Origin of the sequence: Pseudomonas sp. FP453 (assembly GCF_030687495.1) — a bacterium.
Taxonomy (GTDB): domain Bacteria; phylum Pseudomonadota; class Gammaproteobacteria; order Pseudomonadales; family Pseudomonadaceae; genus Aquipseudomonas.
Genome location: NZ_CP117435.1, coordinates 4,139,336 through 4,157,679, shown reverse-complemented (window position 1 = coordinate 4,157,679; position 18,344 = coordinate 4,139,336). Strand labels below are relative to the sequence as shown.

The following is an 18,344-nucleotide window of genomic DNA, read 5'->3' as shown; positions in this document are numbered from 1 at the left end:
TGACACACTTCCAAAGCGCCATTAAGATTCGCCCCGTCCTCACCGATGAGGGGCTATAGCTCAGCTGGGAGAGCGCTTGCATGGCATGCAAGAGGTCAACGGTTCGATCCCGTTTAGCTCCACCAATTTACAGGTTCAAGGTCTGGCCACACCGTCCTTGAATCGATCAGCTCTCAGCGCTGATCACGTTGTACAGAAGGTTTTGTCCCCTTCGTCTAGTGGCCTAGGACACCGCCCTTTCACGGCGGTAACAGGGGTTCGAGTCCCCTAGGGGACGCCAGTTTCAACAAGCAGCTCGAAAGGTCTGCTGCGCCGCGAGGCGAAAAATACGGGGCTATAGCTCAGCTGGGAGAGCGCTTGCATGGCATGCAAGAGGTCAACGGTTCGATCCCGTTTAGCTCCACCAATTTACAGGTTCAAGGTTCCGGCCACACCGTCCTTGAATCAGATCAGTTCTCAGCACTGATCGGTTGTACAGAAGGTTTGTGTCCCCTTCGTCTAGTGGCCTAGGACACCGCCCTTTCACGGCGGTAACAGGGGTTCGAGTCCCCTAGGGGACGCCACGATTACCCGCTCTGCGGGATTTTTAAGGGTCATTCAATTATTGAATGGCCCTTTTGTTTGTCTGGCGTTTGGCCAATTCTTTCTTCCCTTCCTGCTTTCTCTTCAGACCAATGGTCGTGCCTGTCGCTTGCCAAATATTATTATGGTAATAATATTCAACCCATGAGAACCGGAGGCTTTGATGAGCGATAAAAAAGCGCAAACCCGCGAACGCATTTTGCAGGCTGCCAGCGCGGCATTGATCCAGCGTGGCCCGGCCGAGCCGAGTGTGGGTGAAGTCATGGGCGCGGCGGGGCTGACCGTCGGTGGTTTCTACGCGCATTTTGAAAGCAAGGACGCGCTGATGCTGGAGGCGTTCACCGAACTGCTGGCCAAGCGTCGTGCGGCCATTGACGATATGGATGCGCTGTTGACGGGTGAAGAGCGCCGAGGCCTTGTGGCGGCGTTCTACTTGTCGCGCAAACATCGCGACTCCAGCGTTCAGGCCTGTCCGATCCCGGCGACCGTCGGCGAAATGAGCCGCCTGCCGGACGAGTTCCGCCAAGCGCTGAACGAACACTGCGAGCTGATGGCCGCCCAACTGGCCGCCAGCCCCGAAGACACCGACAAGGCCCTGGCTGACATGGCGCTGATGATCGGTGGCCTGGCCCTGGCGCGTGCGCTGGGCCCCGGTGAATTGTCTGACCGCGTATTGCGCGCCGCCAAGTCGGCCGTGCGCTAGAAGAGGGCTCTAAGGATGGGCACGTTAACCTGGATTCGTCGCTTCAACGGCACCCTGGGGCATCTGGCGCCGCACACCGTGGCCAACAAGATGCGGCGTGCCTTCATGACGCCGCGCGACCTGCCACCCCGCGACTGGGAGTTGCCGCTGCTGGCGCAGTCGGAACGCATCACCTTGCGTTTCGGCCTGTCGGCCCTGCGCTGGGGCCAAGGCCCGGCAGTCTTGCTGATGCACGGCTGGGAAGGGCGCCCCACCCAGTTCGCCAGCCTGATCACCGCCCTGGTCAATGACGGTTACTCGGTGATTGCCCTGGAGGGTCCGGCCCATGGCCGTTCGCCGGGGCGTGAGGCGCATGTGCTGCTGTTCGCGCGGGCGATGCTGGAAGCGGCCGCCGAACTGCCGCCGCTGCATGCGGTGGTCGGGCACTCCATGGGCGGAGCCAGTGCGATGCTGGCCGTGCAACTGGGGCTGCGCACCGAAGCGCTGGTGAGCATCGCTGCGCCGTCGCGTTTCCTCGATGTGCTGCGTGGGTTCACCAAGATGGTCGGGTTGCCTGCACGGGCCCGCTCGGCGTTTATCCACGAGGTCGAACAGACCTTCGGCATGCCACTGAAGCATCTGGACGTTGCCCACTATCAGATGAATATGCCCGGCCTGATCGTGCACGCCGAAGACGACACCTTCGTCCCGGTCAAAGCCGCCCAAGCCATCCACGAAGCCTGGTTCGACAGCCGCCTGCTGCGCCTGGAGCAGGGCGGCCACCAGAAAGTGCTGGCCGATCCCCGGGTGATCGAGGGCGTGCTGGCGCTGCTGGCCGGCCGTCGTCTACAGGCGCGACAAAGTGCCTGATACACTGCCCGGCCGAGATCAATCGACTGGAGCAAGGCATGGGCTGGGATCTGGCAACGCCGTTTATCATCGACCTGCAGGTCGGCGCCGAGGACATCGACGGCCTGGGCCACGCCAACAACGCCGTCTACGTGTCCTGGCTGGAACGCTGCGCCTGGCGCCATTCCCAGCGCCTGGGCCTGGACCTCACCGAGTACCGCCGCCTGGACCGCGCCATGGCGGTGGTGCGTCACGAGATCGACTACCTCGCCGCCGGCTACGAAGGTGACGAGCTGCAACTGGCCACCTGGATCGTCGACTGGGACCAGCGCCTGAAAATGACCCGACGCTTCCAGCTGGTCCGCCCCCACGACGGCGCCACCTTGCTGCGCGCGCAAACCACCTTTGTCTGCATCGAACTGTCCAGCGGCAAGCCCAAGCGCATGCCCGCCGAGTTTCTTGACGGTTACGGCCCCGCCCTGACAGGGGGTTAACGGTTGCCGCAGGAAACCCAGTAAACTGCGCGACGATTTTTGTTGAGTGTTTCCCATGCAAATTGCTTTGGCGCCCATGGAGGGGTTGGTCGACAACATCCTGCGGGACGTGTTGACCCGCGTGGGCGGGATCGATTGGTGCGTGACCGAGTTCATCCGCGTCAACGACCGCCTGCTCACCCCGGCGTATTTCCACAAGCTCGCCCCGGAACTGCTGCACGGTGCCCACACCGCTGCGGGCGTGCCGTTGCGCGTGCAGTTGCTGGGCTCCGACCCGGTGTGCCTGGCGGAAAACGCCGCGCTGGCCGCCGAGCTGGGTTCCGAGGTGATCGACCTGAACTTCGGCTGCCCGGCCAAGACGGTGAATAAATCCCGGGGCGGCGCGGTGCTGCTCAAGGAGCCGGAGTTGCTCAACCAGATCGTCGAGCATGTGCGCCGTGCGGTGCCGGCGCATATCCCGGTCACCGCCAAGATGCGCCTGGGTTTCGACAGCCCGGACGGCGCGCTGGTCTGCGCCACGGCGCTGGCCGAAGGCGGTGCGGCGCATATCGTGGTGCATGCGCGGACCAAGACTGACGGTTACAAGCCGCCGGCCCATTGGGAGTGGATTCCGCGGGTGCAGGACGTGGTCAAGGTGCCGGTGTTTGCCAATGGCGATATCTGGAGCGTCGAAGACTGGAAGCGCTGCCGCGAAGTCAGCGGCGCCGAAGACATCATGCTCGGTCGCGGTCTGGTGGCGCGTCCCGACCTGGCGCGGCAGATCGCAGCTGCAAGGGCAGGCGAAGAGGTCGTGGAAATGACCTGGGCGCAGATGCAACCGATGCTCCAAGAGTTCTGGACCCAGTCGGTGGCCCAGCTCACTGAGCGCCAGGCGCCGGGCCGTTTGAAACAATGGCTGGCCATGTTGACGCGCAATTACCCGGAAGCGGTCGAGTTGTTCACAGCCATGCGCCGCGAGACGGACCTGAAGCAGGTCAGTCGTCTGTTGGGTATGGCCCATCCGGGGCAATGCAGCGTGCCGTGAGATCCGTCCTGAGGTGCAAAAAAATGCCCCGTATCGAAAGATTCGGGGCATTTTGCGTTTTTGCGCTTGAACTCGGGGCTGCACCCGGTGGTGGTATTTATGTGCGCGGGAATACCACACCAGGTCGGCGCGTTGGCTCTTGAAGTATGTCGGTGAGTTGCTTTCTCAGCGGTTTATTAGCGAGTGTGTCTGTGAAAGTGCCGTCAGCACAGTCTGAATTGCGGTTTTCAAAAAAAGCGATGGGGCAAAATCCGAAAAGCTGGTTTGGTTTCTTTATATGAGTTGCGATTATCGGAACTCAATCACGGCGTCCTCCACGAAGGTAGGGACTGCGAAGCAATGAGTGTTGTTTCCGTCAACTTGAAACTCTCGACACTTCGACCGCTTTTTTAAGCAGGCACATCGAATAAAGGACCATGCTAATGTCTCTATCGGTTAACAATCCGCCTTCTGTAAAAGTTGATACGTCTACCTTGGATCAATCCGCTGTTACCCCCCACCGAGGTAGATTTTCATCCACTGCGCATTTGGGGCGTGCGCCATTTCGTCATGACAGTTCTCAGGTGGCGCATGGCGATGCGATGCTGAATGCCAATGCATTCGCCAAGTTGTTTGACATGTTCGAAGCTGTTTTCAAGGCAGTGCGCGATATGTTCGCGGGAAAAAATATAGCCGCCGACGCGACGCATTTGCCGAAGGTTGCACCTGGCGCAGACACTGCGCTCAAGGTAAAGCCCGAGGCACAGAGCCAGCCGAAGGTGATGCCTGAGGCGGGCAAATTGCCTTCTATTTCCATTACGCCTGCCCCTGTCGTTCCGGTTGCGCCAAACGTGCACAAGCCAGAAGTCAATATGGCCCATGACGCTGCTTCGCAGGTCAAGGTTGAGGTCAATATCAACAATTGTCATTGCCCAGGCACTCACGTTCGACGTGGCAGCGATCTCAATGTTTTACGGCCCATGCCTGGTACGGATCCAAGAGCCGAGATCGTGCCGCTGGTGCCCAGGGTCGTGCCGCATCCCGAGACCACACCTGGCGTTGTACCCAAGCTTGATATCGCGCCCAAGCTCGAAGTGGTTTCGCCGCCCGTGGCTACGGTTGTACCGAAAACCGATCTCAAGCCCGACTGGGTCGCCAAGTCTGACAGGCCGCCTTTACCCGCAGTGGCACCGATGCCAACCCCGGCTGTTAAACCGGAAACGGAAACCCGTCCCAAAGTTGATCCTGATGCCCCGTTGCCCAGGCCTGAGCCTGACTTGACGAGCCCGGGACCTGCGCAGGACATATTTGATCGCAGGGACTGGTATTCAGGTACACGTAAGAAGTACCCGTTTTAAATCATTTCGTTTCATCTGGTTAGATAAAATATTCAGTGGGTACTTCTCTAGTTAGTCCGGGTTGGGGGGTATTTGCTCATGGGGCTTTTATGTCTATTCGTTCAATTAATAATATTTCAACAGTGATGGATGTGCGTCAGGTAATACCGGTTGAATCGTTAGTTGCAAGCAACTCCGTACTCGAGCCGCACAAGGAGTCTCGGCCTGGTGCGATCAGAGTGGAGGCAGCAGTTGTTGAAAACAACACCGATATGCTCAATAAAATGGCGATGCTGTTTACGGCGTTCTTTAATCAGCTGATGGGTTTGATGGGCGAACAGAAAGATCCACGCACCGTTGATATTGCGCCCAAGCCTAAGCCTGAGGTTGCCCCTCAGGTCACCCCAGTGCCAGTGCCGCCACGGCCCAAGCCCGAGGCGAATATTCCAGGCCTGTCGAACGCGCGCAATGGAACAAAACCCAGGGATATCTGGGGCGGCTTCCGCCAGGGCCCCGACGGCAACTGTGTGACGGTGTCTGCCATCAAGGCGGCCATGCACCGATTTGGGCAAAGCCCTACGGATATTTACAAGGAGGTCACAAAAATTGCCGGGGGCTACCGGGTGGTCATGCGGGACAACTACCCACTCACCCTGACTGACCTCGAGTTGAAGCAAGGGGCACGTGGTGCACAATTTATCGGCCCCGATAAAGAGATGCTCAAGGATGCGCAGTTTTTATTCGCCGTCAGTGCCAAGCGCGCCCAGATGGAGAACAACGACCGCACTGCGGGCCGCAACTACAACGCAGCGATCAGCAGCCTCAACAATGGTGAGGATGAGACGGGGCCGGGCGAGGGGTTCAAGCGTCTTGGGCTGACCAAGCATATGAAGCGGGTATCGGTAGGTGACCTCGCCAGCGGCCAAGTGGGTATGTGCAACCGGACGGGGCACTCGGTGGCGGTGATTGATGGTCGTGAAGAGCTGTGGGGGCGCAAGGGCGGAGCACCGAGGCGAGGCGATGCGGTCGCTTTGATCTGACAGTCGTTTGCCTTATGTGGAACGTATCAAGCAGCCGGTGTTAGTGCTGGCTGCACGTTTTACAGGGGCCGTTATTGTTTGTGGTAGGAACCCATTGTATGAATACCTCTATGTATAGCCCTTCTGTTTACGCGCCACCGCTAAAGCCTGGGACCACGCCTGTGGTTGATCAGACCGGTGCGGGGGAAAAAAACGATGACATCCTTCGCGCGTTCAACGCAAGCGAGCGGCGGTTCGGTGAGAGTTTTGACTGCAGCACCCATGCCGCTGTGATCAAAATGATGATGATGACCTTTGGTAAAACGCCGCAGGATATGTTTGACCAGGTCAGGCCTGTTGCCGGTGGTTTTGCCATTACCATGAAGGACGAGTTCCAGGTACAGCTCTCCCATGACGAATTGCGGCAAGCATCCTTCGCATCGCGCTTCAGTGGTGCAGACCCCGAGGCTGTCAGCAATGCCAATTTCGTGTTTGCCGCGTTCGTAAAGCGCAAGCAAGTGTCGGGGGGGCATCCCAGTTTCGAGGCGGCCCTGGCAAAAACCCTGGAGGGTGAGACAAGCCTTAGATGTCTGCAGGGGATGGGGGTGTACGGGCTGTCGCAATATGTATCCGCACAAGAGATGGTAGGTGAGGGTGTGGCGGGTGTTGGAGACCCATAGCCGGGGGAGTGCGTTTGTGCTCGATGGTGTAAAGCACAGCTACGGTGATAGGCGTCATGCCGACCAAGGGTACGGGTATCGGCTGTTCAATTATAACGCTGTGCCTGATGCGACTCGGCAAGGTAGAGACAATGCGGCCGAGTCCAGCCAGCGAGTAGGAGCAAAACCCGAGGATATCTGGTCGGGTTTCTATCAAGGCTCGCAGGGCAATTGCGTCACGGTATCGGCGATCAAGGCAGCCATGATGCGGTTCGGGCAGAGCCCCGCAGACATCTACAAAGAGGTTGCCGCCACGCCCACGGGCTATGACGTAGTCATGCGCGATGGCGTCAGGGTGTCCGTGAATCACGACGAACTGAGCAGGGCCAGGCGCGGGGCCCTGTTGCGCGGCAATGATCAGACACTTCTGGACGACGCCAACTTCCTGTATGCCGTGAGCGCCAAGCGTGCGCAACTAGAGAACAACGACTTCCGAGGCAACCAGGGATTCGACGTGGCCATGGACACGCTCAACGATGGCGAATGGCCAGGTGAGGCGTTACGCCGGCTGGGGCTTTTTGGGTATGTTCGCGAAAGTGATGCCCGCGAACTGGCTGCCGGCGCGATTGGCACCCTGGCCAACAGCTGGCACTCGGTCGTGGTGGTTAACGGGGTGCTCGACTTCTATGGGGAAAAGCATGACCTGGGATCCTCACGCTGGATGACCAGCGGGTTGCGCGCGTTGAAGTTGGTGTGACAGCTAGCTGAACAGTTGCCTGAATTGCTCGATCGGCAACGGCCGGCTATGCAGGTACCCCTGGTACACATGGCACCCCAGCATTTGCAGGAACGCCAGTTGCTCCGGGGTTTCCACACCCTCGGCAATCACCTCCAGGTTCAAGCTGCGGGCCATGGCCACAATGGCGCGGATGATTTCTGCGTCGTTGGGGTCGTGGGTCGCATCGCGCACAAACGACTGGTCGATCTTCAGCGCGTCCACCGGCAGGCGCTTGAGGTAGGTCAGCGATGAATAGCCAGTGCCGAAATCATCCATCGCAAAGCTGACGCCGAGTTTTTTCAGGCGGCGCATCTTGGCCACGGTGTCGTCCAGGTTCTGGATCACGATGCCTTCGGTAATTTCCAGTTTCAGCAGGCTGCAGGGCAGGTCGTGCTGATTGAGGCTGCGTTCCACCCGCTCGACGAAGTCGTTCTGGCGAAACTGCCGGGGGCTGATGTTCACGCACAGGCTGAACTTGAGCGGGTCGATCAGGCCGTCCGCAATCAATTGCTGGAACGCCGCGCAAGCCTCGTCGAGGATCCAGGTGCCCACCTCCAGGATCAGTCCGCTGTCCTCCAGGACCTTGATAAATTCCGTGGGCGACTGCGCCCCCAGCTGCGGATGTTGCCAGCGCACCAGGGCTTCGGCGCCGATGATCTGGTTGCCGCGTGCGTCCACCTGCGGTTGGTAATGCACGCTGAACTCACCGCGCGAGAGGGCCAGGCGCAGGTCGGTTTCCATGCGCAGGCGTTCGCTGGCGGTTTTCTGCATGCTGTTGTGAAACATCTGCGTGGTGTTGCGCCCGGAGTCCTTGGCGCGGTACAGGGCGATGTCGGCGCGCTTGAGCAGGTCGGCCGGGGTGGAGCCGTGGTCGGGGATCAGCGCCACGCCGATGCTCGGCGTGACCTGTAAGCGATGGCCGTCGAGAAACATCGGCTCCGACAGTAACTCGCGCAGGGTATCGGCCAACTCCTGCACCTGGTTGCTGACTTCATTGCGCGAGCCATCCAGGCCGCTGAGCAGCACCACAAATTCATCGCCGCCCAGGCGCGCCACGGTGTCTTCCATGCGCACGCTGGCTTCCAGGCGGGCGGTGACGATTTTCAGCACGGTGTCGCCCACCGGGTGGCCGAGGGAATCGTTGATGTGCTTGAAGTGGTCGAGGTCGAGGAACAGCAGCGCACCGCGCAGGTTGTGGCGCTTGAGCAGGGCGATCTGCTGGCTCAGGCGGTCCATCAGCAGGGCGCGGTTGGGCAGGTTGGTCAGGGGGTCGTGGTACGCCAGGTGGCGGATCTGCGCCTGGGCGTTTTTCAGCAGGCTGACATCGCGGGCCGTCAGCAGCAGGCAGGGCATTTCATTGAGGGTGATCGGTTCGACCGAGACTTCCACCGCCAGCACGTCGCCGCGTTTGTTGTGCCAGAGCATTTCCAAGTGATGGATGCGCCCCTTGATCTGCAACTCGGCCAACAGTGCGGCACGCTGGTTCTCGTCGGCCCAGATGCCGATCTGGTACAGCGTGAGCCCGATGGCCTCTTCGGCGCGATAACCGGTCAAGCGGCAAAAGCCATCGTTGACCTCCACATAACGGCCGGTGTCGCGCTCAGTGATGGAGATCGCGTCGGGGCTGGAATGGAACGCCTTGGCGAATTTCTCTTCGCTGGCCTTGAGCGCCGCTTCCGAGCGTTGCTGCTGGGTAATGTCGCGCAGGGTGGTGACGATGCACGGTTGGTCGCTGACCGTGATCAAGCGGCTGGAGATCACGCAGGTCAGGCTCTGGCCGTCCTTGTGGTGGACGACAATGGCCACATTGCTCAATGACTGTTCGCGAATCACCCGTTCGATACGTTGCAGGCGTTTGCTGGAGTCATCCCACAGGCCGATCTGCTCGGCGCTTTTGTCGATGACCTCGGCGGCGGACCAGCCAAAGGTCTGGGTAAAGGCCGGGTTGATCTCGATAAACATCCCGCTGTCCAGGGCGGTGACACAGATGGGGTCGGGGCTGGCCTGGAACAGGCTGGCGAATTTCTCTTCGGAGGCGCTCAGGCGTTGTTCGCGTTCGACCTGGTCGGTGATGTCCAGCAAGGTGCCGGCCATGCGCAACGGCTTGCCGGCTTCATCGCGATAGAGGCGCGCACGGCTTTCCAGGTAGCGCGGGCTGCCGTCTTCGACCTGCACGCGGTAGGTCAATTGGTAATTACCGTCTGGGCCTTCGCGCAGGCTGCGGTAGGCGTTGCGCATGCCTTCGCGGTCTGCATCGGACATGCCCTCGAAAAATGCATCGAAGGATTCGTGGAATGGCTCGGGCGGCAGGCCGTGGAGTTGGGCGGCGCGGGCCGAGCCGTAGAGCATGCCGGTGGGAATGTGCCAGTCCCAGGTGCCCAGTTGCGCGGAGTCCAGGGCCAGGTCGAGGCGCTCCTGGCTGTCCTTGAGGGCTTGTTCGGCGTTCTTGCGTTCGGTGGTGTCGAGAAAGGTGCTGATCAGGTACGCCTCGCCGTCCAACTCAACCTTCTGCGCACTGAGGGTGCCATCGTGGATCTGGCCGTTGCTGGCGCAGAACTGCACCTCCATGGTGATGGGTTCGCCCTTGCGCTGGGTGGCCTTGACCAGTTGCGCACGTTGCTCGGGGTGGCGCCACAGGCCGAGGTCCAGGGTGGTGCGGCCGATGGCATCGGCGACCGGCCAGCCGAAGTGAATCTCGAAATACTGGTTGGCTTCGCTGATCAGACCGTCGGCCTGGCGGGTCAGCAGCACCATGTTCGGGCACAGGTGAAACAGCGTGGCGAAGCGCTTTTCGGAGTGGCCGAGGGCGTTTTCCCGTTCACGCTGGTGGGTGATCTCACGGATCACCCCGATCATTCGGCGGCGTCCGCTCTTGTCCGGCGCCAGGCTGCCGTTGATTTCCAGCCAGTGGAAGGTGCCATCGGGCCACTGGATGCGATGGCGCATCGCCTGTTCGAACGGCTCGCCGGCCAGCACCGCATGGAAGGCGCGCACGACTTTGGCGCGGTCAGCCGGGGCGAGCAGGTCGAGGTAATCCAGGTCCTTGGGCAACGGCGTACGCGGATCGAAGCCGAACAGCGCCTGGGTGCCCCGTGACCAGCTGATCTTTCCCGTGTCGATTTCCCAGCACCATGCGCCCAGCCGGGCCGCATTCAGGGCGGCCAGCAATTGCGGCGCACTGTCCCAACTCTGTTCCGCCTCTTGGGGGTCAAGGGCGTAAATGCGGGGCAACGGTGGCACGGAATCGACGGGGTTGCGCATTATCAAAGGGCCTTGGCTCGATGGGCGTAAGGCGCGGTTTTGGCTAAACCTTGAGGCCGCACAGCATCATGCCGGTATCCCTGGCAGATCGACCTGTGCATCCAATAGGCTCATGAAAGCCCGCGCAGCGTTCGACAGCGTCCTTTCGGTGTGCACGATATAGCCTAGCTGGCGACTGAGTTGTATGCCTGGCAAAGCGATACTTGCCACCTGATCATCCAGCATGGTGCGCGGCAAAACGCTCCATGCTAGGCCGATGGACACCATCATCTTGATAGTTTCCAGGTAGTTAGTGCTCATCGCGATATTCGGCGTCAGGCCCTGGGCCTCGAACAATCGGCTGACAATATGGTGTGTAAAGGTATTGCCGCCGGGGAAAACCGCCGGGTGACCGGCAATATCCGCCAGGCTGACGTGGCCGTTGTTGATCAGGCTGTGCTCGGGGGCCACGACAAAATCCAGCGGGTCATCCCACACCGGGGTGGCGCGCACCAGGTGGTGGGGGTCGGGCGCCAGGGTGATCACCGCCACTTCGGCGCGGCCGTGGAGGATTTCTTCGTAGGCCACTTCCGAGTCGAGGAACTGAATATCCAACGCCACGTTCGGGTATTCCCGGGTGAAGGTGCGCAGGATCGGCGGCAGGCGGTGCAGGCCGATATGGTGGCTGGTGGCCAGGGTCAGGCGCCCGCTGACTTCGCCGGTGAGGTTGGTCAGCGCGCGGCGCGTGTCGTCGAGCACATTGAGGATCTGATAAGCCCGCGGCAGCAGGGCCCGTCCGGCTTCGGTCAAACCCACTTCGCGGCCCAGGCGGTCAAACAGGCGCACCTTCAATTGCTGCTCAAGCCCGGCGATGCGTTTGCTGATGGCCGGTTGTGTCAGGTGCAGGCGTTCGCCGGCGCCGGAGAAGCTGCCGGTCTCGGCGATGGCAATAAAGGCATTGAGGTTGGCCAGGTCCATTGTGGTATTCCAGTTGGTAATCCAAAGCATAAAAAATATGAATTTGAGTTATTTAATGTAGCGCCATACCATCAGCCTCACAAGCCAAAGGGTTATTGAAATGCCCAGGGCATAGAAAGACCGATGATGAGGACCGACTGATGGCCGGCAAAACGCTTTACGACAAGCTTTGGGATTCCCATGAAGTGAAACGGCGCGACGATGGCTCGTCGCTGATCTATATCGACCGTCACATCATCCATGAAGTGACCTCGCCCCAAGCGTTCGAAGGCCTGCGACTGGCCGGGCGCAAGCCTTGGCGCGTCGATTCCATCATCGCCACCCCGGACCACAACGTCCCCACCACCCCAGAGCGCAAGGGCGGCATCGACGCCATCGTTGATACCGTGTCGCGCTTGCAAGTGCAGACCCTCGACGACTACTGCGACGAATATGGCATCACCGAATTCAAGATGAATGACGTGCGTCAAGGGATCGTCCACGTGATCGGCCCGGAGCAGGGCGCGACCTTGCCGGGCATGACCGTGGTCTGCGGCGACTCCCACACCTCGACCCACGGTGCCTTCGGCGCCTTGGCCCACGGCATCGGCACGTCCGAGGTGGAGCATGTGTTCGCCACCCAGTGCCTGGTCGCGAAAAAGATGAAGAACATGTTGGTCAAGGTCGAAGGCCAGTTGCCGTTCGGCGTGACCGCCAAGGACATCGTCCTGGCCGTGATCGGCAAGATCGGCACCGCCGGCGGTAACGGCCATGCCATCGAGTTCGCCGGCAGCGCCATTCGCGACCTGTCCATCGAAGGCCGCATGACCATCTGCAACATGTCCATCGAAGCCGGCGCCCGCGTCGGCATGGTGGCAGCGGACGAAAAGACCGTCGAATACGTCAAGGGCCGTCCATTTGCACCGGCCGGTGCCGATTGGGATGCCGCGGTCGAAGCCTGGAAAGACCTGGTCTCCGACGCCGATGCGGTGTTCGACACCGTGGTCGAGCTCGACGCTGCTCAGATCAAGCCGCAAGTCAGCTGGGGCACCTCGCCGGAAATGGTCCTGGCCGTTGACCAGAACGTGCCGGACCCGGCCAAGGAAACCGACCTGGTCAAGCGCGGCTCCATCGAGCGCGCCTTGAAGTACATGGGCTTGCAGGCCAACCAGGCGATCACCGACATCCAGTTGGATCGCGTGTTCATCGGTTCCTGCACCAACTCGCGGATCGAAGACTTGCGTGCTGCGGCGGTGATCGCCAAGGGCCGCAAGGTGGCTTCGACCATCAAGCAAGCCATCGTGGTGCCGGGTTCGGGCCTGGTCAAGGCGCAAGCCGAAGCCGAAGGCCTGGACAAGATCTTCCTCGAAGCCGGTTTTGAATGGCGTGAGCCGGGTTGCTCGATGTGCCTGGCGATGAACCCGGACCGTTTGGAGTCGGGCGAGCATTGCGCGTCCACCTCCAACCGTAACTTCGAAGGGCGCCAGGGCGCCGGTGGGCGTACCCACCTGGTCAGCCCGGCCATGGCTGCTGCGGCTGCCGTCAACGGTCGTTTCATCGACGTTCGCGAATTGATCTGAGGAATACCCGATGCGTGCTTTTACCCAACACACCGGCCTTGTCGCTCCTTTGGATCGTGCCAACGTCGACACCGACCAGATCATCCCCAAGCAGTTCTTGAAGTCGATCAAGCGCACCGGTTTCGGCCCGAATCTGTTCGACGAGTGGCGCTACCTGGACGTGGGCTACGCCTACCAGGACAACTCCAAGCGCCCGCTGAACCAGGACTTCGTGCTCAACGCCGAGCGCTACCAGGGCGCCAGCGTGTTGCTCGCCCGCGAGAACTTCGGTTGCGGCTCCAGCCGTGAACACGCGCCGTGGGCCCTGGAAGAATATGGCTTTCGCAGCATCATCGCGCCGAGCTATGCCGACATCTTCTTCAACAACAGCTTCAAGAACGGCTTGTTGCCGATCATCTTGACCGACGAAGAAGTCGATGAGTTGTTCAAGCAGGTGGAAGCCGACGTGGGCTACCAGTTGACCGTCGATCTGGCGGCGCAAACCGTGACACGTCCGGATGGCAAGGTGTATCACTTTGAGGTGGATGCGTTCCGTAAGCACTGCCTGATCAATGGTTTGGACGATATCGGCCTGACCTTGCAGGACGGCGATGCGATTGCAGCGTTTGAGGCCAAGCACCGGGCGAGCCAGCCTTGGTTGTTTCGCGACGCGTAATTCTGGGTAGACCGGACTGGCCCCATCGCGGGCAAGCCCGCTCCCACATTGATCGGTGTTCTCCTGAACAACTCGGTCAACTGTGGGAGCTGGCTTGCCTGCGATAGCGCCAGTACAGCCAACCCAAAACCCAAGGAAAACCACCATGACCCGCACCGCCCACACCCAAGTCGTGCAAAAACAATTCGGCGAGCAAGCCTCGGCCTACCTGAGCAGTGCCGTGCACGCCCAAGGCACCGAATTCGCGCTGCTCCAGGCCGAACTGGCCGGGCAGGGCGGTGCACGACTGCTGGACTTGGGCTGCGGCGCCCGGTCATGTCAGCTTCCATGTCGCGCCACTGGTGAAAGAAGTGGTGGCCTACGACCTGTCCCAACAGATGCTCGATGTCGTCGCGAGCGCGGCCGGCGACCGTGGCCTGGGCAACATCCGCACCGTCCACGGCGCCGCCGAACGCCTGCCGTTCGCCGACGGCGAGTTCGACTTCGTGTTCAGCCGTTACTCGGCCCACCACTGGAGCGACCTCGGCCTGGCCTTGCGCGAAGTGCGCCGTGTGCTCAAGCCGGGCGGCGTGGCGGCCTTTGTCGACGTCTTGTCACCGGGCAGCCCGTTGTTGGACACTTACCTGCAAACCGTCGAAGTGCTGCGCGACACCAGCCATGTGCGCGATTACGCCGCCGCCGAGTGGATGCAGCAGCTCAGCGAGTCCGGTTTGCACGTACGCAACAGCAGCCGCCAGCGCCTGCGCCTGGAATACACCTCCTGGGTCGAACGCATGCGCACGCCAGAAGTCTTGCGCGCTGCGATCCTGGCGCTGCAACAGGCGATGGGCCAGGAAGTGCGCGACTACTACGAAATTCAAGCCGACGGCACCTTCAGCACCGACGTGCTGGTGGTCTTCGCCGAACGCTGATTGATTTTTCCCGACCTGCCCACGGGCGGGTCGCTTGATGAAATGAGGAACGCATGAGCAAGCAGATTCTGATTCTCCCTGGCGACGGTATTGGTCCGGAAATCATGGCCGAAGCGGTCAAGGTCCTGGAACTGGCCAACAGCAAGTACAGCCTGGGCTTCGAACTGAGCCACGACGTGATCGGCGGCGCGGCCATCGACAAGCACGGCGTGCCCCTGGCCGACGAAACCCTGGACCGCGCCCGTGCGGCCGACGCCGTACTGCTCGGCGCCGTGGGTGGCCCGAAGTGGGACAAGATCGAACGTGACATCCGCCCTGAGCGCGGCCTGCTGAAAATCCGTGCGCAACTGGGCCTGTTCGGCAACCTGCGCCCGGCGATCCTCTACCCGCAACTGGCCGACGCATCCAGCCTCAAGCCGGAAGTGGTCGCGGGCCTCGACATTCTCATCGTGCGTGAGCTGACCGGCGGTATCTACTTCGGCTCGCCACGCGGCGTGCGCGAGCTGGAAAACGGCGAGCGCCAGGCCTACGACACCCTGCCGTACAGCGAAAGTGAAATCCGCCGTATCGCCCGTGTCGGTTTCGACATGGCCCGCGTGCGTGGCAAGAAGGTCTGCTCGGTGGATAAGGCCAACGTGCTGGCCTCCAGCCAACTGTGGCGGGAAATCGTCGAAGAAGTGGCCAAGGACTACCCGGACGTTGAACTGAGCCACATGTACGTCGATAACGCCGCCATGCAGTTGGTGCGTGCGCCGAAGCAGTTCGACGTGATCGTCACCGACAACCTGTTTGGCGACATCCTGTCCGACCAGGCGTCGATGCTCACCGGTTCCATCGGCATGCTGCCGTCGGCGTCCCTGGACACCAACAACAAGGGCATGTACGAGCCTTGCCACGGTTCGGCGCCGGACATCGCGGGCCAGGGCATTGCCAACCCGCTGGCGACGATTCTGTCGGTGTCGATGATGCTGCGTTACAGCTTCAACCTGAGCGACGCGGCCGATGCCGTCGAGCAAGCCGTGAGCCTGGTGCTGGACCAGGGCTTGCGCACTGGCGACATCTGGTCGCAGGGTTGCACCAAAGTCGGTACGCAAGAAATGGGCGACGCAGTAGTCGCCGCGCTGCGGAATCTGTAATCTCTCGGGCCCGCTTGCAGTTGTTGCTGCAAGGCGGCCCACTTTTTAACAAGGTGTAGTTGCGATGAAACGTGTAGGTCTGATCGGTTGGCGCGGTATGGTCGGTTCCGTGCTCATGCAGCGGATGCTGGAAGAGCAGGATTTCGATCTTATTGAGCCGGTGTTTTTCACCACTTCGAACGTTGGTGGCCAAGGGCCGTCCGTGGGCAAGGATATTGCCCCGCTCAAGGACGCCTACAGCATTGAAGAGTTGAAGACCCTCGACGTGATCGTGACCTGTCAGGGTGGCGACTACACCAGTGAAGTCTTCCCTAAACTGCGCGAAGCAGGCTGGCAGGGTTACTGGATCGACGCCGCGTCGAGCCTGCGCATGCAGGACGACGCCGTGATCATCCTCGACCCGGTGAACCGCAAGGTCATCGACCAGCAGCTGGATGCCGGCACCAAGAACTACGTCGGCGGCAACTGCACCGTCAGCCTGATGCTGATGGGCCTGGGCGGCCTGTTCGAGGCTGGCCTGGTGGAGTGGATGAGCGCCATGACGTATCAGGCGGCGTCCGGTGCCGGCGCGCAGAACATGCGTGAACTGATCAAGCAGATGGGCGCGACCCACGCCGCTGTCGCCGATCAACTGGCCGACCCGGCCAGCGCGATCCTCGACATCGACCGTCGTGTGGCCGAAGCCATGCGCAGCGATGCGTACCCGACCGAAAACTTCGGCGTGCCATTGGCCGGTAGCCTGATCCCATGGATCGACAAAGAGCTGCCGAACGGCCAGAGCCGCGAAGAGTGGAAGGCCCAGGCCGAGACCAACAAGATCCTCGGTCGCTTCAAGAGCCCGATCCCGGTGGACGGCATCTGCGTGCGCATCGGCGCCATGCGCTGCCACAGCCAGGCGCTGACCATCAAGCTGAACAAGGACGTGCCGATCGCCGATATCGAATCGCTGATCAGCTCGCACAACCCGTGGGTCAAGCTGGTGCCGAACAACCGCGAGATCAGCATGCAGGAGCTGAGCCCGACGAAGGTTACCGGCACCCTGAATGTACCGGTGGGCCGTCTGCGCAAGCTGAACATGGGCAGCCAGTTCCTCGGCGCGTTCACGGTGGGCGACCAGCTGTTGTGGGGCGCGGCTGAACCGCTGCGTCGCATGCTGCGGATCTTGCTGGAGCGTTGATCGCTTGAGGCAATCAAGAAACCCGCGTTCTGGTGACAGGCGCGGGTTTTTTGTTGTTCTTGAGAGGGGCATCGCAGGCAAGCCAGCTCCTACATTTTGATGTGTGAATACATTCAAGTGTGGGAGCTGGCTTGCCTGCGATGAGGCCCTCAGCTTCACCACAAACACTGGCCCAATTACCCCACCACCCGGTAAAGTGCCGCTCCCCCCGCAATGCCCGAGGCAGCCCCCATGACCCAGACCTTTGAAATCGCCGTGATCGGCGCCACCGGCACCGTCGGTGAAACCCTGGTGCAGATCCTCGAAGAGCTGGATTTTCCGGTGGGCACCCTGTACCTGCTGGCCGGCAATAACTCGGCCGGTGCCTCGGTGCCGTTTCGCGGCAAGAACCTGCGGGTCAAGGAAGTCGACGAGTTCGATTTCAAAAAGGTGCAACTGGCATTTTTTGCCGCGGGGCCGGCAGTGACCTTGAGCTTCGCCCCGCGCGCCACGACGGCCGGTTGTGCGGTGATCGACCTGTCCGGCGCCTTGCCGGCTGAGCAAGCGCCACCGGTGGTGCCGGAAGCGAACGCGCACGTATTGGGCGGCCTGAAAAAACCGTTCCAACTCGCCAGCCCAAGCCCGTCCGCCACCAACCTGGCGGTGGTCTTGGCACCGTTGCGCGGCTTGCTGGATATTCAGCGCGTGAGCGTTACCGCGAACCTGGCGGTGTCGGCCCAGGGGCGCGAAGCCGTGAGTGAGCTGGCGCGACAAACCGCCGAGCTGCTGAATGTGCGTCCGCTGGAGCCGAAATTTTTTGATCGGCAGATGGCCTTCAACCTGTTGGCACAAGTTGGTACGCCAGACGCCCAAGGTCATACAGCCTTGGAGAAACGTCTCGTACACGAACTGCGCGCCGTACTGGAATCTCCTTTACTAAAGATTTCCGCAACTTGCGTTCAAGCCCCGGTGTTTTTTGGCGATAGCTTGACTGTGTCTCTGCAATTGGCCGCACCGGTCGATCTCGCCGCCGTTAACCGCGCACTCGACGCAGCGCCGGGTGTAGAGCTGGTGGAGGAGGGTGATTACCCAACCGCCGTTGGCGATGCCGTAGGACAAGACGTTGTGTATGTAGGACGGGTTCGCGCCGGGGTGGACGATCCGGCGGAACTAAATCTGTGGCTGACGTCAGATAACGTACGCAAAGGCGCCGCACTGAATGCCGTACAGCTGGCGCAGTTGTTGATAAAAGACCTTGTGTAAAAGATACTTGGCGGCAATTTGTAGATTGATTCTAACCAGGCGC

General features: G+C 61.0%; 15 protein-coding genes, 4 tRNA genes and 1 pseudogene. 18 read left to right on the top strand and 2 right to left on the bottom strand.

The features are described from left to right. Window positions 1–49 precede the first annotated feature (49 nt). The 12 genes from PSH87_RS18810 to PSH87_RS18755 all read left to right on the top strand — a co-directional run bounded on the left by PSH87_RS18810 (window position 50) and on the right by PSH87_RS18755 (window position 7,382). A tRNA-Ala gene (locus tag PSH87_RS18810) sits at window positions 50–125 on the top strand. Between the two features lie 79 nt (window positions 126–204). Beyond that, window positions 205–280, top strand: a tRNA-Glu gene (locus PSH87_RS18805). A gap of 50 nt (window positions 281–330) precedes the next feature. Continuing rightward, window positions 331–406, top strand: a tRNA-Ala gene (locus PSH87_RS18800). An 81-nt stretch (window positions 407–487) separates the two neighbouring features. After that, window positions 488–563: transfer RNA gene (locus tag PSH87_RS18795), tRNA-Glu, on the top strand. A 182-nt stretch (window positions 564–745) separates the two neighbouring features. Continuing rightward, on the top strand, window positions 746–1,285 hold the full coding sequence (locus PSH87_RS18790) for a TetR/AcrR family transcriptional regulator (RefSeq protein ID WP_017737871.1): 540 nt from the start codon (window positions 746–748) through the stop codon (window positions 1,283–1,285). A 15-nt stretch (window positions 1,286–1,300) separates the two neighbouring features. Then, window positions 1,301–2,134: an alpha/beta fold hydrolase gene (locus PSH87_RS18785; protein WP_017737870.1), complete on the top strand. Its 834-nt coding sequence runs from the start codon at window positions 1,301–1,303 to the stop codon at window positions 2,132–2,134. Window positions 2,135–2,172: 38 nt separating this feature from the next. Further along, window positions 2,173–2,607, top strand: coding sequence for a thioesterase family protein (locus PSH87_RS18780; protein WP_017737869.1), 435 nt, complete (start codon window positions 2,173–2,175; stop codon window positions 2,605–2,607). Window positions 2,608–2,662: 55 nt separating this feature from the next. Continuing rightward, on the top strand, window positions 2,663–3,631 hold the full coding sequence (locus PSH87_RS18775) for a tRNA-dihydrouridine synthase (RefSeq protein ID WP_305430635.1): 969 nt from the start codon (window positions 2,663–2,665) through the stop codon (window positions 3,629–3,631). Between the two features lie 422 nt (window positions 3,632–4,053). Further along, window positions 4,054–4,968, top strand: coding sequence for a hypothetical protein (locus tag PSH87_RS18770; protein WP_305430633.1), 915 nt, complete (start codon window positions 4,054–4,056; stop codon window positions 4,966–4,968). Between the two features lie 89 nt (window positions 4,969–5,057). Further along, complete coding sequence (locus PSH87_RS18765; protein WP_305430632.1) at window positions 5,058–5,987, top strand: hypothetical protein; 930 nt, start codon at window positions 5,058–5,060, stop codon at window positions 5,985–5,987. A gap of 98 nt (window positions 5,988–6,085) precedes the next feature. After that, window positions 6,086–6,646, top strand: coding sequence for a hypothetical protein (locus tag PSH87_RS18760; protein WP_305430630.1), 561 nt, complete (start codon window positions 6,086–6,088; stop codon window positions 6,644–6,646). A gap of 16 nt (window positions 6,647–6,662) precedes the next feature. Continuing rightward, window positions 6,663–7,382 (top strand): hypothetical protein, encoded by a 720-nt coding sequence (locus tag PSH87_RS18755; RefSeq protein WP_305430628.1) that lies wholly within the window; start codon window positions 6,663–6,665, stop codon window positions 7,380–7,382. Between the two features lie 3 nt (window positions 7,383–7,385). Here the strand turns inward: PSH87_RS18755 and PSH87_RS18750 are convergent, their stop codons facing one another. After that, window positions 7,386–10,664, bottom strand: a complete 3,279-nt coding sequence (locus tag PSH87_RS18750) for an EAL domain-containing protein (protein ID WP_305430626.1) — start codon at window positions 10,662–10,664, stop codon at window positions 7,386–7,388. A gap of 66 nt (window positions 10,665–10,730) precedes the next feature. After that, a complete protein-coding gene (locus tag PSH87_RS18745) occupies window positions 10,731–11,621 on the bottom strand; it encodes a LysR family transcriptional regulator (protein WP_017737863.1) in 891 nt (296 codons plus the stop codon). 140 nt (window positions 11,622–11,761) lie between these two features. On the opposite strand from PSH87_RS18745, the gene leuC reads away from it, so the two are divergent. The 6 genes and pseudogenes from leuC (at window position 11,762) to PSH87_RS18715 (ending at window position 18,301) form a co-directional block, all read left to right on the top strand. Further along, window positions 11,762–13,180, top strand: a complete 1,419-nt coding sequence (gene leuC / locus PSH87_RS18740; protein ID WP_257782138.1) for a 3-isopropylmalate dehydratase large subunit — start codon at window positions 11,762–11,764, stop codon at window positions 13,178–13,180. Window positions 13,181–13,190: 10 nt separating this feature from the next. Beyond that, window positions 13,191–13,835: a 3-isopropylmalate dehydratase small subunit gene (leuD, locus tag PSH87_RS18735; RefSeq protein WP_017737861.1), complete on the top strand. Its 645-nt coding sequence runs from the start codon at window positions 13,191–13,193 to the stop codon at window positions 13,833–13,835. A gap of 145 nt (window positions 13,836–13,980) precedes the next feature. Beyond that, a pseudogene (locus PSH87_RS18730) lies at window positions 13,981–14,746 on the top strand (class I SAM-dependent methyltransferase). A 53-nt stretch (window positions 14,747–14,799) separates the two neighbouring features. Further along, on the top strand, window positions 14,800–15,882 hold the full coding sequence (gene leuB / locus PSH87_RS18725) for a 3-isopropylmalate dehydrogenase (protein ID WP_305430624.1): 1,083 nt from the start codon (window positions 14,800–14,802) through the stop codon (window positions 15,880–15,882). Window positions 15,883–15,946: 64 nt separating this feature from the next. Next, the gene (asd, locus tag PSH87_RS18720) at window positions 15,947–17,059 is read left to right on the top strand and encodes an aspartate-semialdehyde dehydrogenase (RefSeq protein ID WP_017737858.1); all 1,113 of its coding nucleotides are present in this window, start codon (window positions 15,947–15,949) and stop codon (window positions 17,057–17,059) included. A 231-nt stretch (window positions 17,060–17,290) separates the two neighbouring features. Next, window positions 17,291–18,301, top strand: a complete 1,011-nt coding sequence (locus PSH87_RS18715) for an aspartate-semialdehyde dehydrogenase (protein WP_305430622.1) — start codon at window positions 17,291–17,293, stop codon at window positions 18,299–18,301. The last annotated feature ends 43 nt before the right edge of the window (window positions 18,302–18,344 follow it).